Annotated in this window: 16 protein-coding genes and 1 pseudogene; 13 read left to right on the top strand and 4 right to left on the bottom strand. The window is 61.2% G+C overall.

Features of this window, described 5'->3' with window-relative positions; translation table 11 throughout:
- Positions 1-72: 72 nt before the first annotated feature.
- Positions 73-1,170, bottom strand: coding sequence for a glycerophosphodiester phosphodiesterase family protein (locus M0639_RS20470; protein WP_197486213.1), 1,098 nt, complete (start codon positions 1,168-1,170; stop codon positions 73-75).
- A gap of 62 nt (positions 1,171-1,232) precedes the next feature.
- Positions 1,233-2,075 (bottom strand): PE-PPE domain-containing protein, encoded by an 843-nt coding sequence (locus M0639_RS20465; RefSeq protein ID WP_054801328.1) that lies wholly within the window; start codon positions 2,073-2,075, stop codon positions 1,233-1,235.
- A gap of 107 nt (positions 2,076-2,182) precedes the next feature.
- Between M0639_RS20465 and M0639_RS20460 the strand changes: the two genes are divergently transcribed.
- The 7 genes from M0639_RS20460 to M0639_RS20430 all read left to right on the top strand — a co-directional run bounded on the left by M0639_RS20460 (position 2,183) and on the right by M0639_RS20430 (position 6,837).
- A complete protein-coding gene (locus M0639_RS20460) occupies positions 2,183-3,148 on the top strand; it encodes an L-lactate dehydrogenase (protein ID WP_064075343.1) in 966 nt (321 codons plus the stop codon).
- Positions 3,149-3,188: 40 nt separating this feature from the next.
- Complete coding sequence (locus tag M0639_RS20455) at positions 3,189-3,575, top strand: phage holin family protein (RefSeq protein WP_003945275.1); 387 nt, start codon at positions 3,189-3,191, stop codon at positions 3,573-3,575.
- Positions 3,572-3,937 carry a VOC family protein gene (locus M0639_RS20450; protein ID WP_064075344.1) on the top strand — a complete coding sequence of 122 codons (366 nt, stop codon included), beginning with the start codon at positions 3,572-3,574 and terminating at the stop codon, positions 3,935-3,937. Before M0639_RS20455 ends, M0639_RS20450 begins: the two co-directional genes overlap by 4 nt.
- Positions 3,938-4,012: 75 nt before the next feature.
- Positions 4,013-4,489, top strand: coding sequence for an SRPBCC family protein (locus M0639_RS20445; protein ID WP_064075345.1), 477 nt, complete (start codon positions 4,013-4,015; stop codon positions 4,487-4,489).
- Positions 4,490-4,521: 32 nt separating this feature from the next.
- Entirely contained in the window at positions 4,522-5,850 is a 1,329-nt protein-coding gene (locus M0639_RS20440) for a WS/DGAT domain-containing protein (protein WP_030536239.1), read from the top strand.
- Between the two features lie 20 nt (positions 5,851-5,870).
- Positions 5,871-6,434 (top strand): mismatch-specific DNA-glycosylase, encoded by a 564-nt coding sequence (locus M0639_RS20435; RefSeq protein WP_064075346.1) that lies wholly within the window; start codon positions 5,871-5,873, stop codon positions 6,432-6,434.
- Positions 6,435-6,486: 52 nt separating this feature from the next.
- Entirely contained in the window at positions 6,487-6,837 is a 351-nt protein-coding gene (locus tag M0639_RS20430; protein ID WP_003945214.1) for a hypothetical protein, read from the top strand.
- A gap of 60 nt (positions 6,838-6,897) precedes the next feature.
- Here M0639_RS20430 and M0639_RS20425 read toward each other — a convergent pair whose 3' ends face one another.
- A complete protein-coding gene (locus M0639_RS20425) occupies positions 6,898-8,595 on the bottom strand; it encodes a fumarate hydratase (RefSeq protein WP_007726313.1) in 1,698 nt (565 codons plus the stop codon).
- Positions 8,596-8,709: 114 nt separating this feature from the next.
- Positions 8,710-9,831 carry a winged helix DNA-binding domain-containing protein gene (locus tag M0639_RS20420; RefSeq protein ID WP_063316828.1) on the bottom strand — a complete coding sequence of 374 codons (1,122 nt, stop codon included), beginning with the start codon at positions 9,829-9,831 and terminating at the stop codon, positions 8,710-8,712.
- Positions 9,832-10,102: 271 nt separating this feature from the next.
- Between M0639_RS20420 and M0639_RS34970 the strand changes: the two genes are divergently transcribed.
- The 6 genes and pseudogenes from M0639_RS34970 (at position 10,103) to M0639_RS20395 (ending at position 15,021) form a co-directional block, all read left to right on the top strand.
- Positions 10,103-10,228 (top strand): hypothetical protein, encoded by a 126-nt coding sequence (locus M0639_RS34970; RefSeq protein ID WP_019744544.1) that lies wholly within the window; start codon positions 10,103-10,105, stop codon positions 10,226-10,228.
- A 315-nt stretch (positions 10,229-10,543) separates the two neighbouring features.
- Positions 10,544-11,548: an alpha/beta hydrolase gene (locus M0639_RS20415; protein ID WP_064075347.1), complete on the top strand. Its 1,005-nt coding sequence runs from the start codon at positions 10,544-10,546 to the stop codon at positions 11,546-11,548.
- Between the two features lie 50 nt (positions 11,549-11,598).
- Complete coding sequence (locus M0639_RS20410) at positions 11,599-12,531, top strand: alpha/beta hydrolase (RefSeq protein WP_231915196.1); 933 nt, start codon at positions 11,599-11,601, stop codon at positions 12,529-12,531.
- A gap of 85 nt (positions 12,532-12,616) precedes the next feature.
- Positions 12,617-13,096: pseudogene (locus M0639_RS20405) on the top strand (VOC family protein).
- Between the two features lie 110 nt (positions 13,097-13,206).
- Positions 13,207-14,169, top strand: coding sequence for an ABC transporter substrate-binding protein (locus M0639_RS20400; protein WP_231915195.1), 963 nt, complete (start codon positions 13,207-13,209; stop codon positions 14,167-14,169).
- Between the two features lie 153 nt (positions 14,170-14,322).
- On the top strand, positions 14,323-15,021 hold the full coding sequence (locus M0639_RS20395) for a CPBP family intramembrane glutamic endopeptidase (RefSeq protein ID WP_020908494.1): 699 nt from the start codon (positions 14,323-14,325) through the stop codon (positions 15,019-15,021).
- The last annotated feature ends 50 nt before the right edge of the window (positions 15,022-15,071 follow it).

Below are 15,071 nucleotides of genomic sequence, written 5' to 3'. Positions count from 1 at the left end.
TGCGGCCGACGGGACCCCGGGGACATCGGCCGTAGTACCTGTTCAGGTACCTGCTTCGGTGCGCGGTGGAGGCTACTTCTTGACCGCAGGTGCAGGTAGTGGCATGCCTCGCTCGGCCAGAACGGCTCGGAGACGATCGGGGTAGTCGGTGATGATCCCGTCGACACCGAGGTCGATCAGGGCGTGCATGGTGGCGGGATCATCGACGGTCCACGGGATGACCTTCATGCCGCGCGCATGTGCGCTCGCGATCATGTCGGCTGTCGGATAGAGGGTGAAACCGGGATCCCCGACCTTTCCGCCCTGCGGAGTTCCTTGGACGGGGGAGTAGGCGGAGGCACCAAAGCTTGCTACCGCCGCGATGCCGTCGCCACCGAAATCATCGATGTCCAGACCGCCGAGCCACGGTGACGCTCCGTCCTTGCCTACCTGGAGAAAGTCGCCGTTTGTGAGCGCAACGACGGGGACACTCGGCGCGAGTTGACGGGTGAGCATGAGCGAGCCCCAGTCGAAGCTCTGAATGGTGACGCTGTCCAACAATCCGGCTGCCCGGATCGTATCGAGGACTACAGAGACGAACTGCTCACGCGGGGCGGTCTCGTGAGGCGCTCCCGCTTCCACCTTGGTCTCGATATTGAGCTTGATTCCGGGTGCGTTGTACGACTTCACCAGGGCAAGCACTTCTTCGAGCGTCTGCATTTTCGCTCCCGGAACATTCTGCTGCTCAGGGTATCCGGCAAGGGGGAGAGTGCCGCAGTCCATGGTCTTGATTTGCTGCAGGCTCAGCGTGTTGACGAATTTGCCGACGTACGGGAACTCCGGGTCACCCGCAGTTGCGGGCTCGGTGTCGAGGCATTTCTTGTTCGAGATCTTGCGATCGTGCGTGACGACAGCGATCCCGTCCTCGGTGATCTGGGTATCGAGTTCCAGTGTGCTGACGCCCATTTCGAGGGCATTCGCGAACGCGGCCAGGCTGCTTTCCGTGTACAGGCCGAGCCCGCCGCGGTGGGCTTGGACGTCGAATGTCGAAACCGGCTGGGGCGCTGAACTACCGAACGAACCGGACCAGTCGAGACTGCCGGTTGGCGATGCGGCGGCCGGGGCCGCCAGGGCGGTGAGGGGGAGTGCGACGGTCACGGCGGCGCACGACAATATTCTGCTCAGTTGCATGAAAGGAACGTAGAGGCGTCGAATGGCTCGCCGGGGTTCGTTAGGTAAACTAACGGTAAAGGTCAGGCCGCGTGAATGCGCTGCCCGACGCCGCTCGCGTGGACCTTCATCCACGACGCCAGAAGCTCACACCCGGTCAGTCCGCTCTCGTCGAGAGGTTCGATCGCGTAGCTGATGTGTCTACCGCCGCGAGGGTTCTTGAGCTGAAATCGGTTCAGGTTCAACTTCGTCGGCAGGTAACCAAGTACTTCGAGGAACGCGGTGCGAATACGTCGTAGATCGGTACGCCACTGTTTCGGACTGAAACGAGTCTTCTGCGCATTCTGGAAAGCATTGCTACGAAGTAGTTCCCAAACCTTTCCTGCCCACACGCGTGCCTGCGAGAAGGACATCCAGCGCGTCAAGTCTGCGATGTCGCGAATGTAGCTGTCGTCGCTGGCATTACAGATCATGTCCTGCGGGTGCCCGATCCACTTGACCGGAATCCACGGCTGGATCTCGGGTCCGTCGCCGGCAACTCCGTGTCCCTCACAACCTTCGATCACGTCTGCCGGTTGTTGAGGATCGGAGATCAGTCCGACTCCGATGATGTTGGCGCGGTTCAGCGTCGGAAGAGCCGAGCGGATCACGGTGCATCCCTGTGAGTATCCGATCAGCATGACCGGGCCGTCTGTCTGTGCGATTTCGGCGGTGAGGGCCTTCACACCCATCGCGGTGCTGTGCCGAAAGCTCAGGCCACCGTCGGCGACCGGACCGTACGATGCGGGATAAGCGACCCAGCGAGAATCGAATCGACTGTCGAGTTCGTCGGTGACGGCACTGAGGAGTCCGCGCACACGGGCGCCGTGGTCGCCGACGTGGGATTCGCCGGTGCCGCCAACTGCAAGAACGGTTACCTCAGCCATGTCAGCGATCATCCACGTCGATTCTGAGAGGTCTGCATCCAAACCCTGAGAAGAGACTGGCAATCCGTTGTACTGCGAAATCGTTATCGAGCGAGCACCATTTACCCATGACGACGCCGAATCGTTCATCCAGACGAAAAGTGTCCGTTGTCGGTGCGGGAAGTGTCGGCACCGCAATTGCGTATGCGTGCCTGATACGCGGATCGGCCGACGCGCTCGCCCTCTACGACACCAACAGCGCAAAGGTCCGGGCCGAAGTTCTCGATCTCAACCACGGCACCCAGTTCACACCGCCGTGCACTGTCGACGGAGGCGATGACATCTCGGTCACCGCGGGATCCGACTTGGTCGTCGTCACCGCGGGTGCCAAACAGCATCCCGGTCAGTCGCGGCTCGAACTTGCCGCGGTGAACGTCAAGATCGCGCAGACACTGACCGAACAACTGTTGGCGGTGTCACCGGACGCGGTCCTTCTCTTCGTCACCAACCCGGTCGACGTGGCGACCTACGCAGCGATCCAGGCCGCGGGACTGTCGTACCGCGGCCGAATTTTCGGATCTGGGACCGTGCTGGACACGGCCCGATTGCGATTCCTGCTGGCTACCGAACTCGGAGTCGCGGTGGAGAACGTTCATGCCTTCATCGTGGGCGAGCACGGGGATTCCGAGATTCCGCTCTGGTCGAGCGCAACCATCGGCGGAGTGCCGGCAACCTCGTTCGTGGGACCGTCGGGTGGCGTCCTCGGCCCCGACCTACGCGCGAAAGTAGCGAAGTCTGTAGTCGAGAGTGCTTACGAGATCATCGAGGGTAAGGGTGCGACCAACCTCGCCATCGGATTGTCGAGCGCATTCATCGCGGAAGTCGTGTTGCGGGACGAACAACGGGTTCTGCCGGTGTCGACTTTGCAGAGCGGCGTCCACGGACTCGAGCACGTTTGCCTGTCCCTTCCCACGATGGTTGGTCGTGCTGGTGCCGGCCGAGTCCTCGAAGTACCGCTATCGGAAAGAGAGGCTTCGGGGCTCCGATCTTCTGCCCGGACATTGCGAGAGGTGCAGGAATCTCTGGGATTGTGAATATCTGTTCTCCTCGATATCCGACATATAGGATCAACAAATGATCAGCTTCCTGATTCGCGCCGCGATCTTCCTGGGTTCTGCCGCTGTCGGGCTTCTAGTTGCGTCGTTGATTCTTTCGGGCTTCTCGGCGCCCACATCCGGATTCATCGTTGCGGTCGTGATCTTTGCGATTGCGCAGTCGGTCCTGGCGCCGTTCATCGCCACGGTGGCAAAGCGCCATGCACCGGCATTTCTCGGCGGAATCGGATTGGTGTCGACATTTGTCGCGCTGTTGGTGGCGTCGCTCTTCTCCAATCTGTCGATCTCCGGTGTCTCGACGTGGATTCTGGGAACCGTCGTCGTGTGGCTGGTAACCGCCGTTGCGACGCTGGTTCTTCCGTTGTTGTTCGTGCGTAAGAAAGTTCAGGAGAAGAAGGCACAGTGACGCGCCCGAACATCGGTATGGACTACGCAGTCCTGGACTGCCCGGATCCGGCTGCATTGGCCAACTTCTACGTCCAGGTCCTCGAGTGGAAAAGTGTTCGCGACGAGGATGATTGGCACGTGATCGAAGGGCCCGGCGGGGGGCGGCTCGCATTTCAGCTCGCTCCGGATTTCGTTCCGGTGGACTGGCCGACCTCCGGTGTCGGGATCCATCTGGATCTGTTCGTGGATTCTCTTGAACCCGCCGAGGCTTGGGTGATCAGCCTGGGTGCGCAGCGGGTGACCGACATTCCGGAACATCAGACTTTCCGCGTGTACCGCGACCCGGTCGGTCACTTTTTCTGCCTGTGCCTGCGGGACTGAGTGTCGACTCGCTCCGATCTCGTCGACCGTGGATAATTCCGAACACTTGTCACGCCCGAGAATTGGAGATCGACGATGGCTTCGCAGAATTCCGACGAATTCCTGGTAGAACGTACGACGATCGTCAAGGCAGAAGCACCGGTCGTCTTCGCGTTGATCAACGATTTCCATCAGTGGACTCAGTGGTCGCCGTGGGAAGGTCTCGACCCGGCGATGCAGCGTACGTACGCGGGTCCTGACGCGGGCGTCGGGGCTTCGTACGCCTGGGCGGGAAACAAGAAGGCGGGCTCCGGTTCGATGGTGATCACCGAATCCGTCCCGAATGAACGAGTAGTTTTGGACCTGGCCTTCCTCAAGCCGTTCAAGGCGCAGAACGTCACCACGTTTCTCATCTCGCCGAATTCCGGTGAAGTTCAGGTGACGTGGAAGATGACCGGAGAGAAGAATCTGTTCTTCAAGATCTTCGGTTTCATCTTCAGCATGGACAAGCTTGTCGGAAAGGATTTCGAGAAGGGCCTGTCCCAGCTGAAAGCTGCTGCAGAAAAGAGCTGACAAGCCGGTGGTACCGTCTCCCGGTGTTACGGATGACGCCCACCGATGCCCAAACCTTCTGGATTTCGGAGAAGATCCCGAACGATCAGCTGCTGCTCTACTGTTTCGACGGGCAGAGCCAGCACATGGACGAGCTACGACGCTCGGTGGTGGAAAGAGCGTCGCTCATTCCGGATCTCAATGTTCGGATTCGTGAATCACCGTGGCACCTCGACTATCCGGTGTGGGAGCCCATGCCGGTCGACGCCTCCTTGGTGAGAGTGCATGAGCTGCCCGAAAACTCGTGGCTCTCGTGCATTCACGGAATCGAGAAGCTACTCGAGAACCACGTCGACCCGCGCGAGTCCCCGTGGACGCTGCACCTGTTTCACGGCGTCACCGGCGTGCCGCGCTGCAGTGGCCCGGCGCTGATCGCAGTTCTGCAGGTCGCTCATTCTCTGGCGGACGGCAAACGCGCGTCGGCGATTGCTCGCCAGCTGTTCTCGCCGCAACCGCCCGCGAAGCAGAAGACGGACGTGCGGCGTAGCGGATCAGCCGAGATTCTGGGCCGCGCCGCCCTGCGCCTTCCGGGCCAACTTGTTTCGCTGTTCCGCGACGGCCGGGCGGGGCACCGCGCGCAGTTACAGCTGCAGGCGGACACCGAATCGGGAGTTGTTGCGCCGCAGGCAGCGAGCCGTCCGAAGGTGCGCTCGAACATCCCTCCCGGACCGCACCGACTGGTGCGCATGGTCGTGCGGGACAGCGCAGATTTCCGTGGCGACGGCGTATCCGTCACAGTCGGAGCGATGACAGCCATCTCGGTAGCGATGGCGAACTACCTCACCGAGCGAGACGGCTCGGTACCGCCCGAATTGGGAGCTGAGGTGACCATCGCCAAGGCAGGTACACCCACGGCGCGCAATCACTTCCGCAATGCAGGTGTCGGGCTGTTCCCGGAAGTCGATGATCTTCGTGAGCGAGCCCAATTGATCAGGGAGTCGATGGACGAGCGTCGCGCACGTGCGTCCCATCCATCCAGCGCAGCGTCGGATCTCGCGCTGAACGCTGTTCCCGGCCCGCTGGTCCGTTGGGGCGTGCAGCAATACGATTTCACGGCAGTACCCGACGAGGTCACTGGAAACACCGTGGTGTCGAGTGTCGCGCGCGGTGACGCGGATCTGGTGCTCGGAGGCGGCGTCGTTCGGTTCACAGCGGGCTTCCCGAGTTTGTCGCCGGTCATGTCGTTGACCCACGGCGTACACGGGATCGGGGACACGGTGACGATCAGCATCACCAGCAGTCCGGCCTCGATTCCGGACATCGATGTGTACGAGCAGATGATGCACGACGCGATCGACGAGGTGCGCGAGGCGCTGTCGTGACGGCCTGATGTACTGGCTGCATGGGATTCACGCGCGCCGAACTGGAATCGTTCCGAGACGCCGAGATCGAGGATCTGATCGGGCCGGATTGCCGGCTGTTGTTCGTCGGTATCAACCCGGGACTGTGGACTGCCGCAACAGGCGCGCATTTCGCCAGGCCGGGCAATCGGTTCTATCCGGCACTGCTGCGGGCAGGCATCATCGAGCATGCGATCGATCCTTCCGCGGGTATGTCGGACGCTGACACACAGCATCTGATCGATCGGGGAGTGGGCATCACCAATTTGGCGGTGCGGGCAACTGCGCGCGCCGATGAATTGACGTCGGAGGAACTCGCAACTGGCGGAGTTCGGGTCCGAAACATCGTGCGCGCAACCAATCCAGTAGTCGTTGCCTTCGCCGGAATCACCGCCTATCGAACAGCTTTCGGTGACAAGAAGGCGAAGGCTGGGCGTCAGGACCGTGATTTCGAGGGGACAAAACTCTGGATCGTGCCCAATCCCAGCGGCCTCAACGCACACGAGACGGTGGACACATTGGCAGCGAAGTATCGTTCCGCCGCATCCGAAGCCGGAATTCTCTGAGAGAAGTCGCAGTTCCGTTCGGCCAGAACAAGGTACAAGTTAAAGTGCTTGTATGTCTGTTCTATACAACGTCTTTGTAGTGATTCACCTACTCGGCATGGCTGCCCTGGTCGGTAGCTACTTCACCGTCCTCAAGGCTCCTTCGATCACCGAGGTCATGGTGTGGGGTGCCAGGATGCAGTTCGTGTCCGGCCTGATCATCGTCGGGTTGGGCGAAGGCGCCCTGGACAAGAACTACATTCACGCGAAGATCGCTGTGAAGCTGGTGCTTTCGCTGGTCATCGTGGCGCTTGCCGAGATCACCCGGGCGAAGCAGAAGAAGGGCCAGCCCAATCCGAATCTGGTACACGTCGTCGGCGGTTTGTCGATCGTGACCGTATTCGTGGCCGCGCTCTGGACCTGACAAAGACACAAAAGAGCCCCGGCGATCGAAACTCGCCGGGGCTCTTTGCTGTTGACGTGTCTACAGACCCGGACGCTTGCCGATCGTCAGGGTCACTTCACCGGTGTGCGCAAAGAAGTCGTTGCCCTTGTCGTCGACGACGATGAAGGCGGGGAAGTCCTCGACGTCGATCTTCCAGACGGCTTCCATTCCCAGTTCGGCGTACTCGAGGATGTCGACCTTCTTGATGCAGTCGAGCGCCAGGCGAGCGGCCGGTCCACCGATCGACCCGAGGTAGAAACCGCCGTGCGAGTTGCAGGCGTCGGTGACCTGCTTGGAGCGGTTTCCCTTGGCCAGCATGATCATCGAGCCACCGGCGGCCTGGAACTGCTCGACGTACGAGTCCATACGGCCGGCCGTGGTCGGGCCGAACGAACCGGACGCCATGCCGTCGGGCGTCTTGGCGGGGCCGGCGTAGTACACCGGGTGATCCTTGAGATACTGCGGCATCTCTTCGCCTGCGTCGAGGCGTTCCTTGATCTTGGCGTGCGCGATGTCGCGTGCCACGACGAGCGGACCGGTCAAGGAGAGACGAGTCTTCACCGGGTGCTTGGAGAGCTCGGCCAGGATCTCCGACATCGGCTTGGTCAGATCGATCTTGACCGCAGCGCCCTTGCCGGTACCCGAAATGCCATCCGTCTCTTCGTCGAGCTGAGCGTCCGTGACCTCGGGCAGGAAACGGCCCGGGTTGAATTCGAGCTGTTCCAGGAACACGCCCTCCGGGGTGATCTTGGCCTTCGCCTGTCGATCTGCCGAGCAGGACACCGCAATGGCGACGGGCAACGAAGCGCCGTGGCGGGGGAGTCGAACGACGCGGACGTCGTGGCAGAAGTACTTACCGCCGAACTGTGCGCCGATGCCGATCTTCTGCGTGAGCTCGAAGACCTTCTTCTCGAGTTCGTGATCGCGGAAGCCGCGGCCCGTGATGGCGCCTTCGGTGGGCAATTCGTCGAGGTAGTGCGCGGACGCGTACTTGGCCGTCTTCATCGCGAACTCGGCCGAGGTACCGCCGACGACGATCGCGAGGTGGTACGGCGGGCAGGCCGCGGTGCCGAGTGAGCGGATCTTCGCCTCGAGGAACTGCATCATCGAGTCGGGGTTCAGGATCGCTTTGGTTTCCTGGTACAGGTAGGACTTGTTGGCGCTTCCGCCGCCCTTGGCCATGAAGAGGAACTTGTACGAGTTCTCATGTCCGGCAGCAGTATCGGCGTACAGCTCGATCTGCGCGGGCAAGTTGTTGCCGGTGTTCTTCTCGTCCCACATCGTGATGGGGGCGTTCTGCGAGTAGCGCAGGTTCAGACGCGTGTAGGCGTCGTAGACACCGCGGGCAATGGACTTCTCGTCGTCGCCGGGGGTGAGCACATGCTGTCCACGCTTGCCCATGACGATGGCGGTTCCGGTGTCCTGGCACATCGGCAGAACCCCGGCAGCGGCGATATTGGCGTTCTTGAGCAGATCGAGCGCGACGAACTTGTCGTTGTTCGACGCTTCGGGATCGTCGAGGATGCTCGCGAGTTGCGTCAGGTGATCCGTGCGCAGGTAATGAGAGATGTCGTGCAGCGCCGTTTCGGTCAGCAAGCGCATCGCTTCCGGCTCGACCTGCAGGAAGGTGCGGCCGTCCGGTCCCTCGACTGTCGACACCCCTTCGGTGGTGAGCAATCGGTACTCGGTGGTGTCATCACCGATCGGCAACAGGTCCTCATAGAGGAAGTCGGCCATCATCTCTCCTGAACAAGGGTGCGTGCGAAGGTCGCATTCAGGTTATCGTTGGGGGTTTCCTTCTCCGAATCGGGGCGGGTGTGAGCTGGAATTATCCGGATGCCACTGGCTCGATCAAGATACTTCGACCAGTTCGGAGAGCTCGACGCCGCGAAATTCGGCAAGTATTTCGGCCTGCTGGGCCATTGCTGCGCGGGCCGATCGTGACCACGTTCCCCACGGGGTGATCGCGACCTTCAGCTTCTTTCCGGATGCTCGTGGTCGCCACAATCCGGTGATCGTGCCACCGACCACCACCGTGCCCGGTCGCCCGAGGGGCGGCCACACCGTCTTCTGGGCGGTCGGATCGGGAACCAGGGTCTCCCGATCCTTGAGCTGTACATACGGATCGAAAGGCCCGAGCAAGCGCGTACTCGAATCGGTGGGGGAGCCGAACAAGTCTTCGCGGTCCTGTTCGAGAATCCACCGCTTCTCGCCGTTCACCTCGATCTCCTCGGCATCGATTGGCCAGTGGGCTTTGACGTCCCTGACCGGAGCATCGAGAAACGACGCGACGTGAGCAGGAGTCGCGGGGCCGTAGAACCGCAGATAACCCCGGATCACGTCGAAGCGGGAATCTGCGTCTGCGCCCGTGGCGCTGAATGGGCGTCGGCGCCAACCCGGAATGCGTTCGAGCACTGGGGGAGATGTGTCCGGCTGTAGCTCGAGGCCTGCCTGGAGTGCCGCGAGCCGGAACGGCATCTCGTACAGATGAGTGGCGTTGCACGGGCGGCAGAATCTCAGATAGGGCTCGGTCACTCGGTTGGTCAACTGCGCGGACATCTCGCCCTTGACGGTTGGTTTCGAGACGATGTCCCGCATCGCAGCAGCAACTGTTTGCAGGGCAGTCAGCGTCGGGATGCCGGCGGCCTTCAGGGGCCGATTCGCGTCGTAAATGCGTTTGGCTGCATCGGCTTCGCTGAACGGCGACGTGGCGGCGGCGACGGCAGGCAGGTCGCCCCGACGGTAATAGTGGGGGGCTCCGCGCAACGTCCAGGCAAGAGCGAGCTCAGTGGCGTCGACGCGGACGCCGCGGATCCGCAGGGCCCAGGCGGCTCCGTCAGGTCCGGTGTTCTGAATCCCGAGATCGAGAATGCTGCAATCGCTGTGATCGGCGTCACCGACAACCGCTCGGTCGAGTTGATGGCGGTGCCACCGGAAATTAGCTACCTGCGTGAGTGAGGTTGCGCTAGACATGATTTCAGTTTACTGGTGGGTAACCGCAGGATTTGGGGCGGTTGATCAATGCGGCGACAGAATTGGTCAAATTCGACCGATTGGCCGGAATTTTTTCAGTAGCAGACCTTATTAGTCGAAATAATGACCCCATTGTCGGAATCCTTTGCCAACTGGTCGTTCGTATGATTACTGTTACCCACGTCACGGATACATTACAGATGTGACGCAGCTGTCACAGCACTGTCGGGTGCTTTTGGCAGCTGACCTCTGACCTCTCAAGGAGATTCACATGGGTTCAATGGAAGGAATTCTCGGCGCTGTTGTTCAGGGCCTGGGATCACTGTTCAGCGCTGACGGTCTGCTCAAGACCTTCATGGGATCGGTAGAGACCATCTCCAAGGACCCCACCCCCTAATTCAGCGCGACATTGCCACGCCCGCTCCGGGTGTAGTTACTTCAATTTCGACAAACTGCAGGAGGAAACTCATGGGATCTCTCGGTGAAGCCATCGGAAGCGTCAACAACCTCGGTCAGCGTCTCGTCGACGCACTGACCACGCTCAGCGGCGGCACGGTTACGCCCAAGTAAGCGTCGTCTGACGAGAAAGGCTCACGCACTCGGTGCGTGAGCCTTTCCGTGTCGACCGGATCGAGTATTTCCGATCACGTCGGGTTTGCCTGTTTCAGGCGGTACCGTTCGAAAGGTTCCGCTGCGGAAGAGAGTGACCCGGATGATCGAGACTCGTGCGTTACGAACGGTTTTCCGTGTCTTCGTGGCGTTGGCCACGGCAGTGTGTGGGTTCCAGCTCCTCACCGCACCAGGTCACGCTCAGTCGGCGGACAGCAGGCTGGTCGACATCTCGGTGCACTCACCGTCGATGGGGCGCGACATTCCGTTGCAGGTCTTGCGGCCGGCTGATACTTCGACGCCTGCTCCGACGCTCTACCTACTCAACGGAGTAGACGGAGGAAAAGACGACGCGACGTGGTCGGTGCGGACCGACGCACCGAAGTTCTTCGCGGACAAGCACGTCAACGTGGTCACCCCTCTCAGTGGAGCATTCAGCTATTACACCGATTGGGAGCGGCCGGACCCCGGCCTCGCGAAATCCGGCAACAACAACGGGGTCAACATGTGGACCACGTTCCTGACGGAAGAAATACCGCCAGTCATTGATTCGACGTTCGGGACGACCGGCGAGAACGCACTGGCAGGCCTGTCGATGGCAGGCACGTCGGTACTGGATCTGGCTATGGCGGCGCCCGCGCTGTACAAGAGTGTCGGGTCCTTCAGCGGGTGCGCGATGACGAGTCCGGGCATCGGGCAGGACTTCGTGAAACTCGTGGTCGCCGTCGGTGGGGGTGACGCGGAAAACATGTGGGGTCCGTACGATGGTCCGGGTTGGCCGGCTCACGATCCGGTTGTCAACGCGGACAAGCTACCTCGAATCCCGATGTACATCACAACCGCAACCGGAATTCCGGGTCCGTACGACAGACTTGCCGATCCGCGGATCGACAACGACGTCACAGATTTGGCGTTGCAGCTTGTTCTCGGTGGCGGAATCGAGGCGGCAACTCACTACTGCACCACCCAGCTTGCGGACAGGACGAACGCATTGGGTATGAACAACATTCGCTACAACTTCAAGCCGGCAGGAACGCATTCATGGGGATACTGGGAAGACGACTTACACGACTCGTGGCCGATGATCGCCGCGTCGCTCGGCGTGTGAGGCCCCAACGAGCAAGTCTTCGAAGCGTCGTTCTCGTAGGCGCGCTCGCCTTGATTTCAGTACTGGCGCCGCCTTCGACCGCGCTCGCCGACGAGACCCCGAAGATAACGAGTGCCACCGAACTGTCTTCGCGCTTGGTTCTTCTCGACGTCGCGAGTCCCGCCATGGGGCGCACCATGGCGGTGAAAGTGCTGCTTCCTGCCGACCGCTCGGAACCGCGCGGGACGCTGTATCTCCTGGACGGCAATTCCGGGCAGATCGAAGAGAACAACTGGTTGGCCCCGGCTAACGGCGATATCGTCCCGTTCTTTGCCGACAAGAATGTGAACGTCGTACTCCCCATCGGTGGAACCGGCACCATGTACACCGATTGGCAGGAAGACCACCCGAAATTCGGTCGTCTGAAGTGGGAGACGTTCCTGACGAAAGAGCTTCCCCCACTGATCGACACGAGGTTCGCCACCAACGGGCACAACGCAATCGGCGGGATCTCGATGGGTGCAGAAGCCGCGCTGATCCTGGCCCAACGCTCGGCCGGGTTGTACGACGTGGTCGCGGGCTACAGCGGCTGCTACACAACCGTCGGAGGATTCGGCAAGGCGTTGACCGATCTTGTGGTGATCAACGGAAATGCCCGTTCGGAGCAGATGTGGGGTCCGGCCGGCAGTGAGGCTTGGCAAGAGCACGACATTTTCGCCAATGCCGACAAGCTGCGCGGCACCAAGGTGTATCTCGCCTCGGGATCGGGACTACCAGGTCCGCACGAAACTCTCGATACTCCTGCCCTGGGCCGGGTACTGGTCGTCGGCGGGGTCATGGAACTGGGATCGAACCTGTGCACCGACCAGATCACTCAGGTGTTGCGTGATCGCGGAGTCGATGTCACCCGCAGCGCTCAGCCGGTGGGGACGCACGGTTGGCCGTACTGGCGCGACGAACTCGTTCGTTCCTGGCCGATGCTCGAATCTGCGTTGTCCGCTTGAGCAGTTCCTGGCGATGAGTTTTCGTTTCGGGTCGGGTCTATAACCCTGTACACCTGTTTCGTAACCTCTCCGACAAGGACAGAACATGCCTTCCATCACTCCCTGTTTGTGGTTCGACAACCAAGCAGAAGAAGCAGCCAACTTCTACATCTCGGTGTTCGGTTCCGGGCAGATACTCGGAATCGAAAGGTACGTCGAGGGATCGCCCTCCGGAATGCCGGCAGGCTCGGTGATGACCGTCAGCTTCGAACTCGGCGGTCAGCGATTCACCGGATTGAACGGCGGGCCGATGTTCACGTTCTCGGAAGCAGTGTCTTTCGAGATTCCGTGCGTCGATCAGGCTGAGGTCGATCACTACTAGTCCAGGCTGACCGAGGGTGGGGAAGAGGGCCCGTGCGGATGGGCCAAGGACAAGTTCGGATTGTCCTGGCAGGTAGTCCCGAATCGCCTTCTCGAACTGATGAAGGATCCGGATCGGGCCAAGGCGCAACGCGCCACGGACGCGATGATGAAGATGAAGAAGATCGACATCGCGGAGCTCGAACGGGCCGCAGACGCGTCCTGAACACGATCTGGCCGATGGGCGACAGCCTTCGTTAGCTGATGCTAGCCTTCCCTAATTCTCGCTGGAGCGTTGGAGGAGTGCTGGTAACCATGCGAATCAAAGTCTCTCGAATGAAGATTGCAGTCACCGCCTTGGCGGCCTCGCTCGCCGTCGCCGGACTTGCCGGCTGCAGCAGCGACAGCGCTGACGCACCCGCGGAGGCGGGAGCAACCGTCTCGACCATGTTCGGTGACGTCGAGGTCCCGGCCAACCCGGAGCGCGTCGTCGCGCTCGGTTGGTCGGACGCCGAGACGGCACTCGCTCTGGGCACTCAACCAGTGGGCGTCGCGGACTGGATGGCGTTCGGTGGCAAGGGCGTCGGACCCTGGATTGCGGACGAGTTCACCACGGACCCGAAGATCCTCGGAACCATGGACCTGAGCATCGAGGACGTCATTGCTCTCGACCCGGACCTGATTTTGTGGACGAGAAGCGACAACACGCAGGCCACCTACGACAAGCTCAGCGCCATCGCGCCGACGGTCGGGCCGCCGCCGGGTCTGTCCACTGCGTACGGGACGACGGTCGAGCAGCAGACCGAACTCGTCGCGAAGGCTCTCGGCAAGGAAGCAGAAGGAAAGGCGCTACTGTCCGGCCTCGACGCCAAGTTCGACGCTGCAATTGCCGCCAATCCGAGTTTTGCGGGTAAGACAGCGGCCGTCGGCGCCTACAGTACCGACGGTTACGGCGCGTACGTACCCGGCGACGCACGCGCAGACTTCATGACCCGTCTCGGCTTCACGATCCCGACGGCGATCACCGAAAAAGCCACCGGAAACTTCTACATCCCGGTTGCCAACGAGAACCTGAATCTGTTCGACGCCGACCTGACCGTGCTGTTCCCGATCTTCCTCGACAGCAGTGCGTTTGCGAACGATCCGCTACTGCGCGCAATCCCGTCGGCCCAGGAGGGACATCTGTTGATCCTCGATGACCCGGCACTCGTCAATGCGTTCTCGAGTGGCTCGGTACCGGGGTTGACCTACGCAATCGACAACGCCGTTCCGAAGTTTGCGAGCACGCTCGTCGCCTGATCAGAGCTGTTTCGGGACCTGCCCGTCACTGTGAGCGTGTTCGCAAACAGTGGCGGGCAGTTCTCGTGCGTCAGTACACTGGAAAAAGTGAACTTTCAGCTAACGAGCGGCGGCCCAGTGGAGATCGAAGCGACCGCTCCTCGTTTTCCGCGGATGCATGCATACGTGGATATCGCTGTTGTGATCGTGGTGCTGGTGGGAACCAATCTGATCGCGCATTTCACCACCGCCTGGGCAAGCATCGCGACGGTACCTATCTCTGCTCTCGTCCTGTTGGCGCTCACCAAGCGCCGGGGAATGGGGTGGGCGGAATTGGGGCTGTCCCCTCGTGACCTGCGGCGAGGTTCGAAGTACGCGCTTGCTGCCGTCGGCCTGGTCCTGACGGTTGTCGCCGTCGGCGCTCTGCTTCCGCTCACACGTCCTTTCTTCATGGCGGATCGCTACGCCACTATTTCCGGCGCGATCATCGCGTCGATGATCGTGATCCCGCTGCAGACCGTCATTCCCGAAGAGTTGGCTTTCCGTGGCGTCCTGCACGGCACGTTGAACCGGGTCAGTGGATTCCGCGGCGTCGCCGCTGCCGGTTCTCTGATGTTCGGACTGTGGCACATCGCGTCGTCGATGGGTTTGACCAGCGGTAACGAAGGGCTGTCCGGCTTTCTCGGTACCGGAGTCGTCGGCCAGGTCGCCGGCATCCTCGGAGCCGTTCTCGCCACCGCTGCGGCCGGTCTCGTATTCACCTGGCTTCGTCATCGCAGCGGCAGCCTCATTGCGCCGATTGCTCTGCATTGGTCGTTGAACGGTGCCGGTGCGCTGGCTGCGGCTCTTGTTTGGCATGCAACTCTTGCTTGATCCCAATATCTGACAAAAAGGACAGCATTCGCCGCGCGACGCCGGGTAGT

Origin of the sequence: Rhodococcus qingshengii JCM 15477, assembly GCF_023221595.1 — a bacterium.
Taxonomy (GTDB): Bacteria; Actinomycetota; Actinomycetes; order Mycobacteriales; family Mycobacteriaceae; genus Rhodococcus_F; species Rhodococcus_F qingshengii.
This window is presented reverse-complemented; position numbering and strand designations above follow the sequence as displayed.

What these genes read in the sequence shown, in the direction of transcription:
- M0639_RS20435 (WP_064075346.1), top strand. Translation starts at nt 5,871, where the DNA reads ATGGGATTCACGCGCGCCGAACTGGAATCGTTCCGAGACGCCGAGATC.
- M0639_RS20395 (WP_020908494.1), top strand. Translation starts at nt 14,323, where the DNA reads ATGCATGCATACGTGGATATCGCTGTTGTGATCGTGGTGCTGGTGGGA.
- M0639_RS20445 (WP_064075345.1), top strand. Translation starts at nt 4,013, where the DNA reads ATGGCTTCGCAGAATTCCGACGAATTCCTGGTAGAACGTACGACGATC.
- M0639_RS20460 (WP_064075343.1), top strand. Translation starts at nt 2,183, where the DNA reads ATGACGACGCCGAATCGTTCATCCAGACGAAAAGTGTCCGTTGTCGGT.
- M0639_RS34970 (WP_019744544.1), top strand. Translation starts at nt 10,103, where the DNA reads ATGGGTTCAATGGAAGGAATTCTCGGCGCTGTTGTTCAGGGCCTGGGA.
- M0639_RS20400 (WP_231915195.1), top strand. Translation starts at nt 13,207, where the DNA reads ATGAAGATTGCAGTCACCGCCTTGGCGGCCTCGCTCGCCGTCGCCGGA.
- M0639_RS20430 (WP_003945214.1), top strand. Translation starts at nt 6,487, where the DNA reads ATGTCTGTTCTATACAACGTCTTTGTAGTGATTCACCTACTCGGCATG.
- M0639_RS20420 (WP_063316828.1), bottom strand. Translation starts at nt 9,831, where the DNA reads ATGTCTAGCGCAACCTCACTCACGCAGGTAGCTAATTTCCGGTGGCAC.
- M0639_RS20455 (WP_003945275.1), top strand. Translation starts at nt 3,189, where the DNA reads ATGATCAGCTTCCTGATTCGCGCCGCGATCTTCCTGGGTTCTGCCGCT.
- M0639_RS20440 (WP_030536239.1), top strand. Translation starts at nt 4,522, where the DNA reads ATGACGCCCACCGATGCCCAAACCTTCTGGATTTCGGAGAAGATCCCG.
- M0639_RS20425 (WP_007726313.1), bottom strand. Translation starts at nt 8,595, where the DNA reads ATGGCCGACTTCCTCTATGAGGACCTGTTGCCGATCGGTGATGACACC.
- M0639_RS20415 (WP_064075347.1), top strand. Translation starts at nt 10,544, where the DNA reads ATGATCGAGACTCGTGCGTTACGAACGGTTTTCCGTGTCTTCGTGGCG.
- M0639_RS20465 (WP_054801328.1), bottom strand. Translation starts at nt 2,075, where the DNA reads ATGGCTGAGGTAACCGTTCTTGCAGTTGGCGGCACCGGCGAATCCCAC.
- M0639_RS20470 (WP_197486213.1), bottom strand. Translation starts at nt 1,170, where the DNA reads ATGCAACTGAGCAGAATATTGTCGTGCGCCGCCGTGACCGTCGCACTC.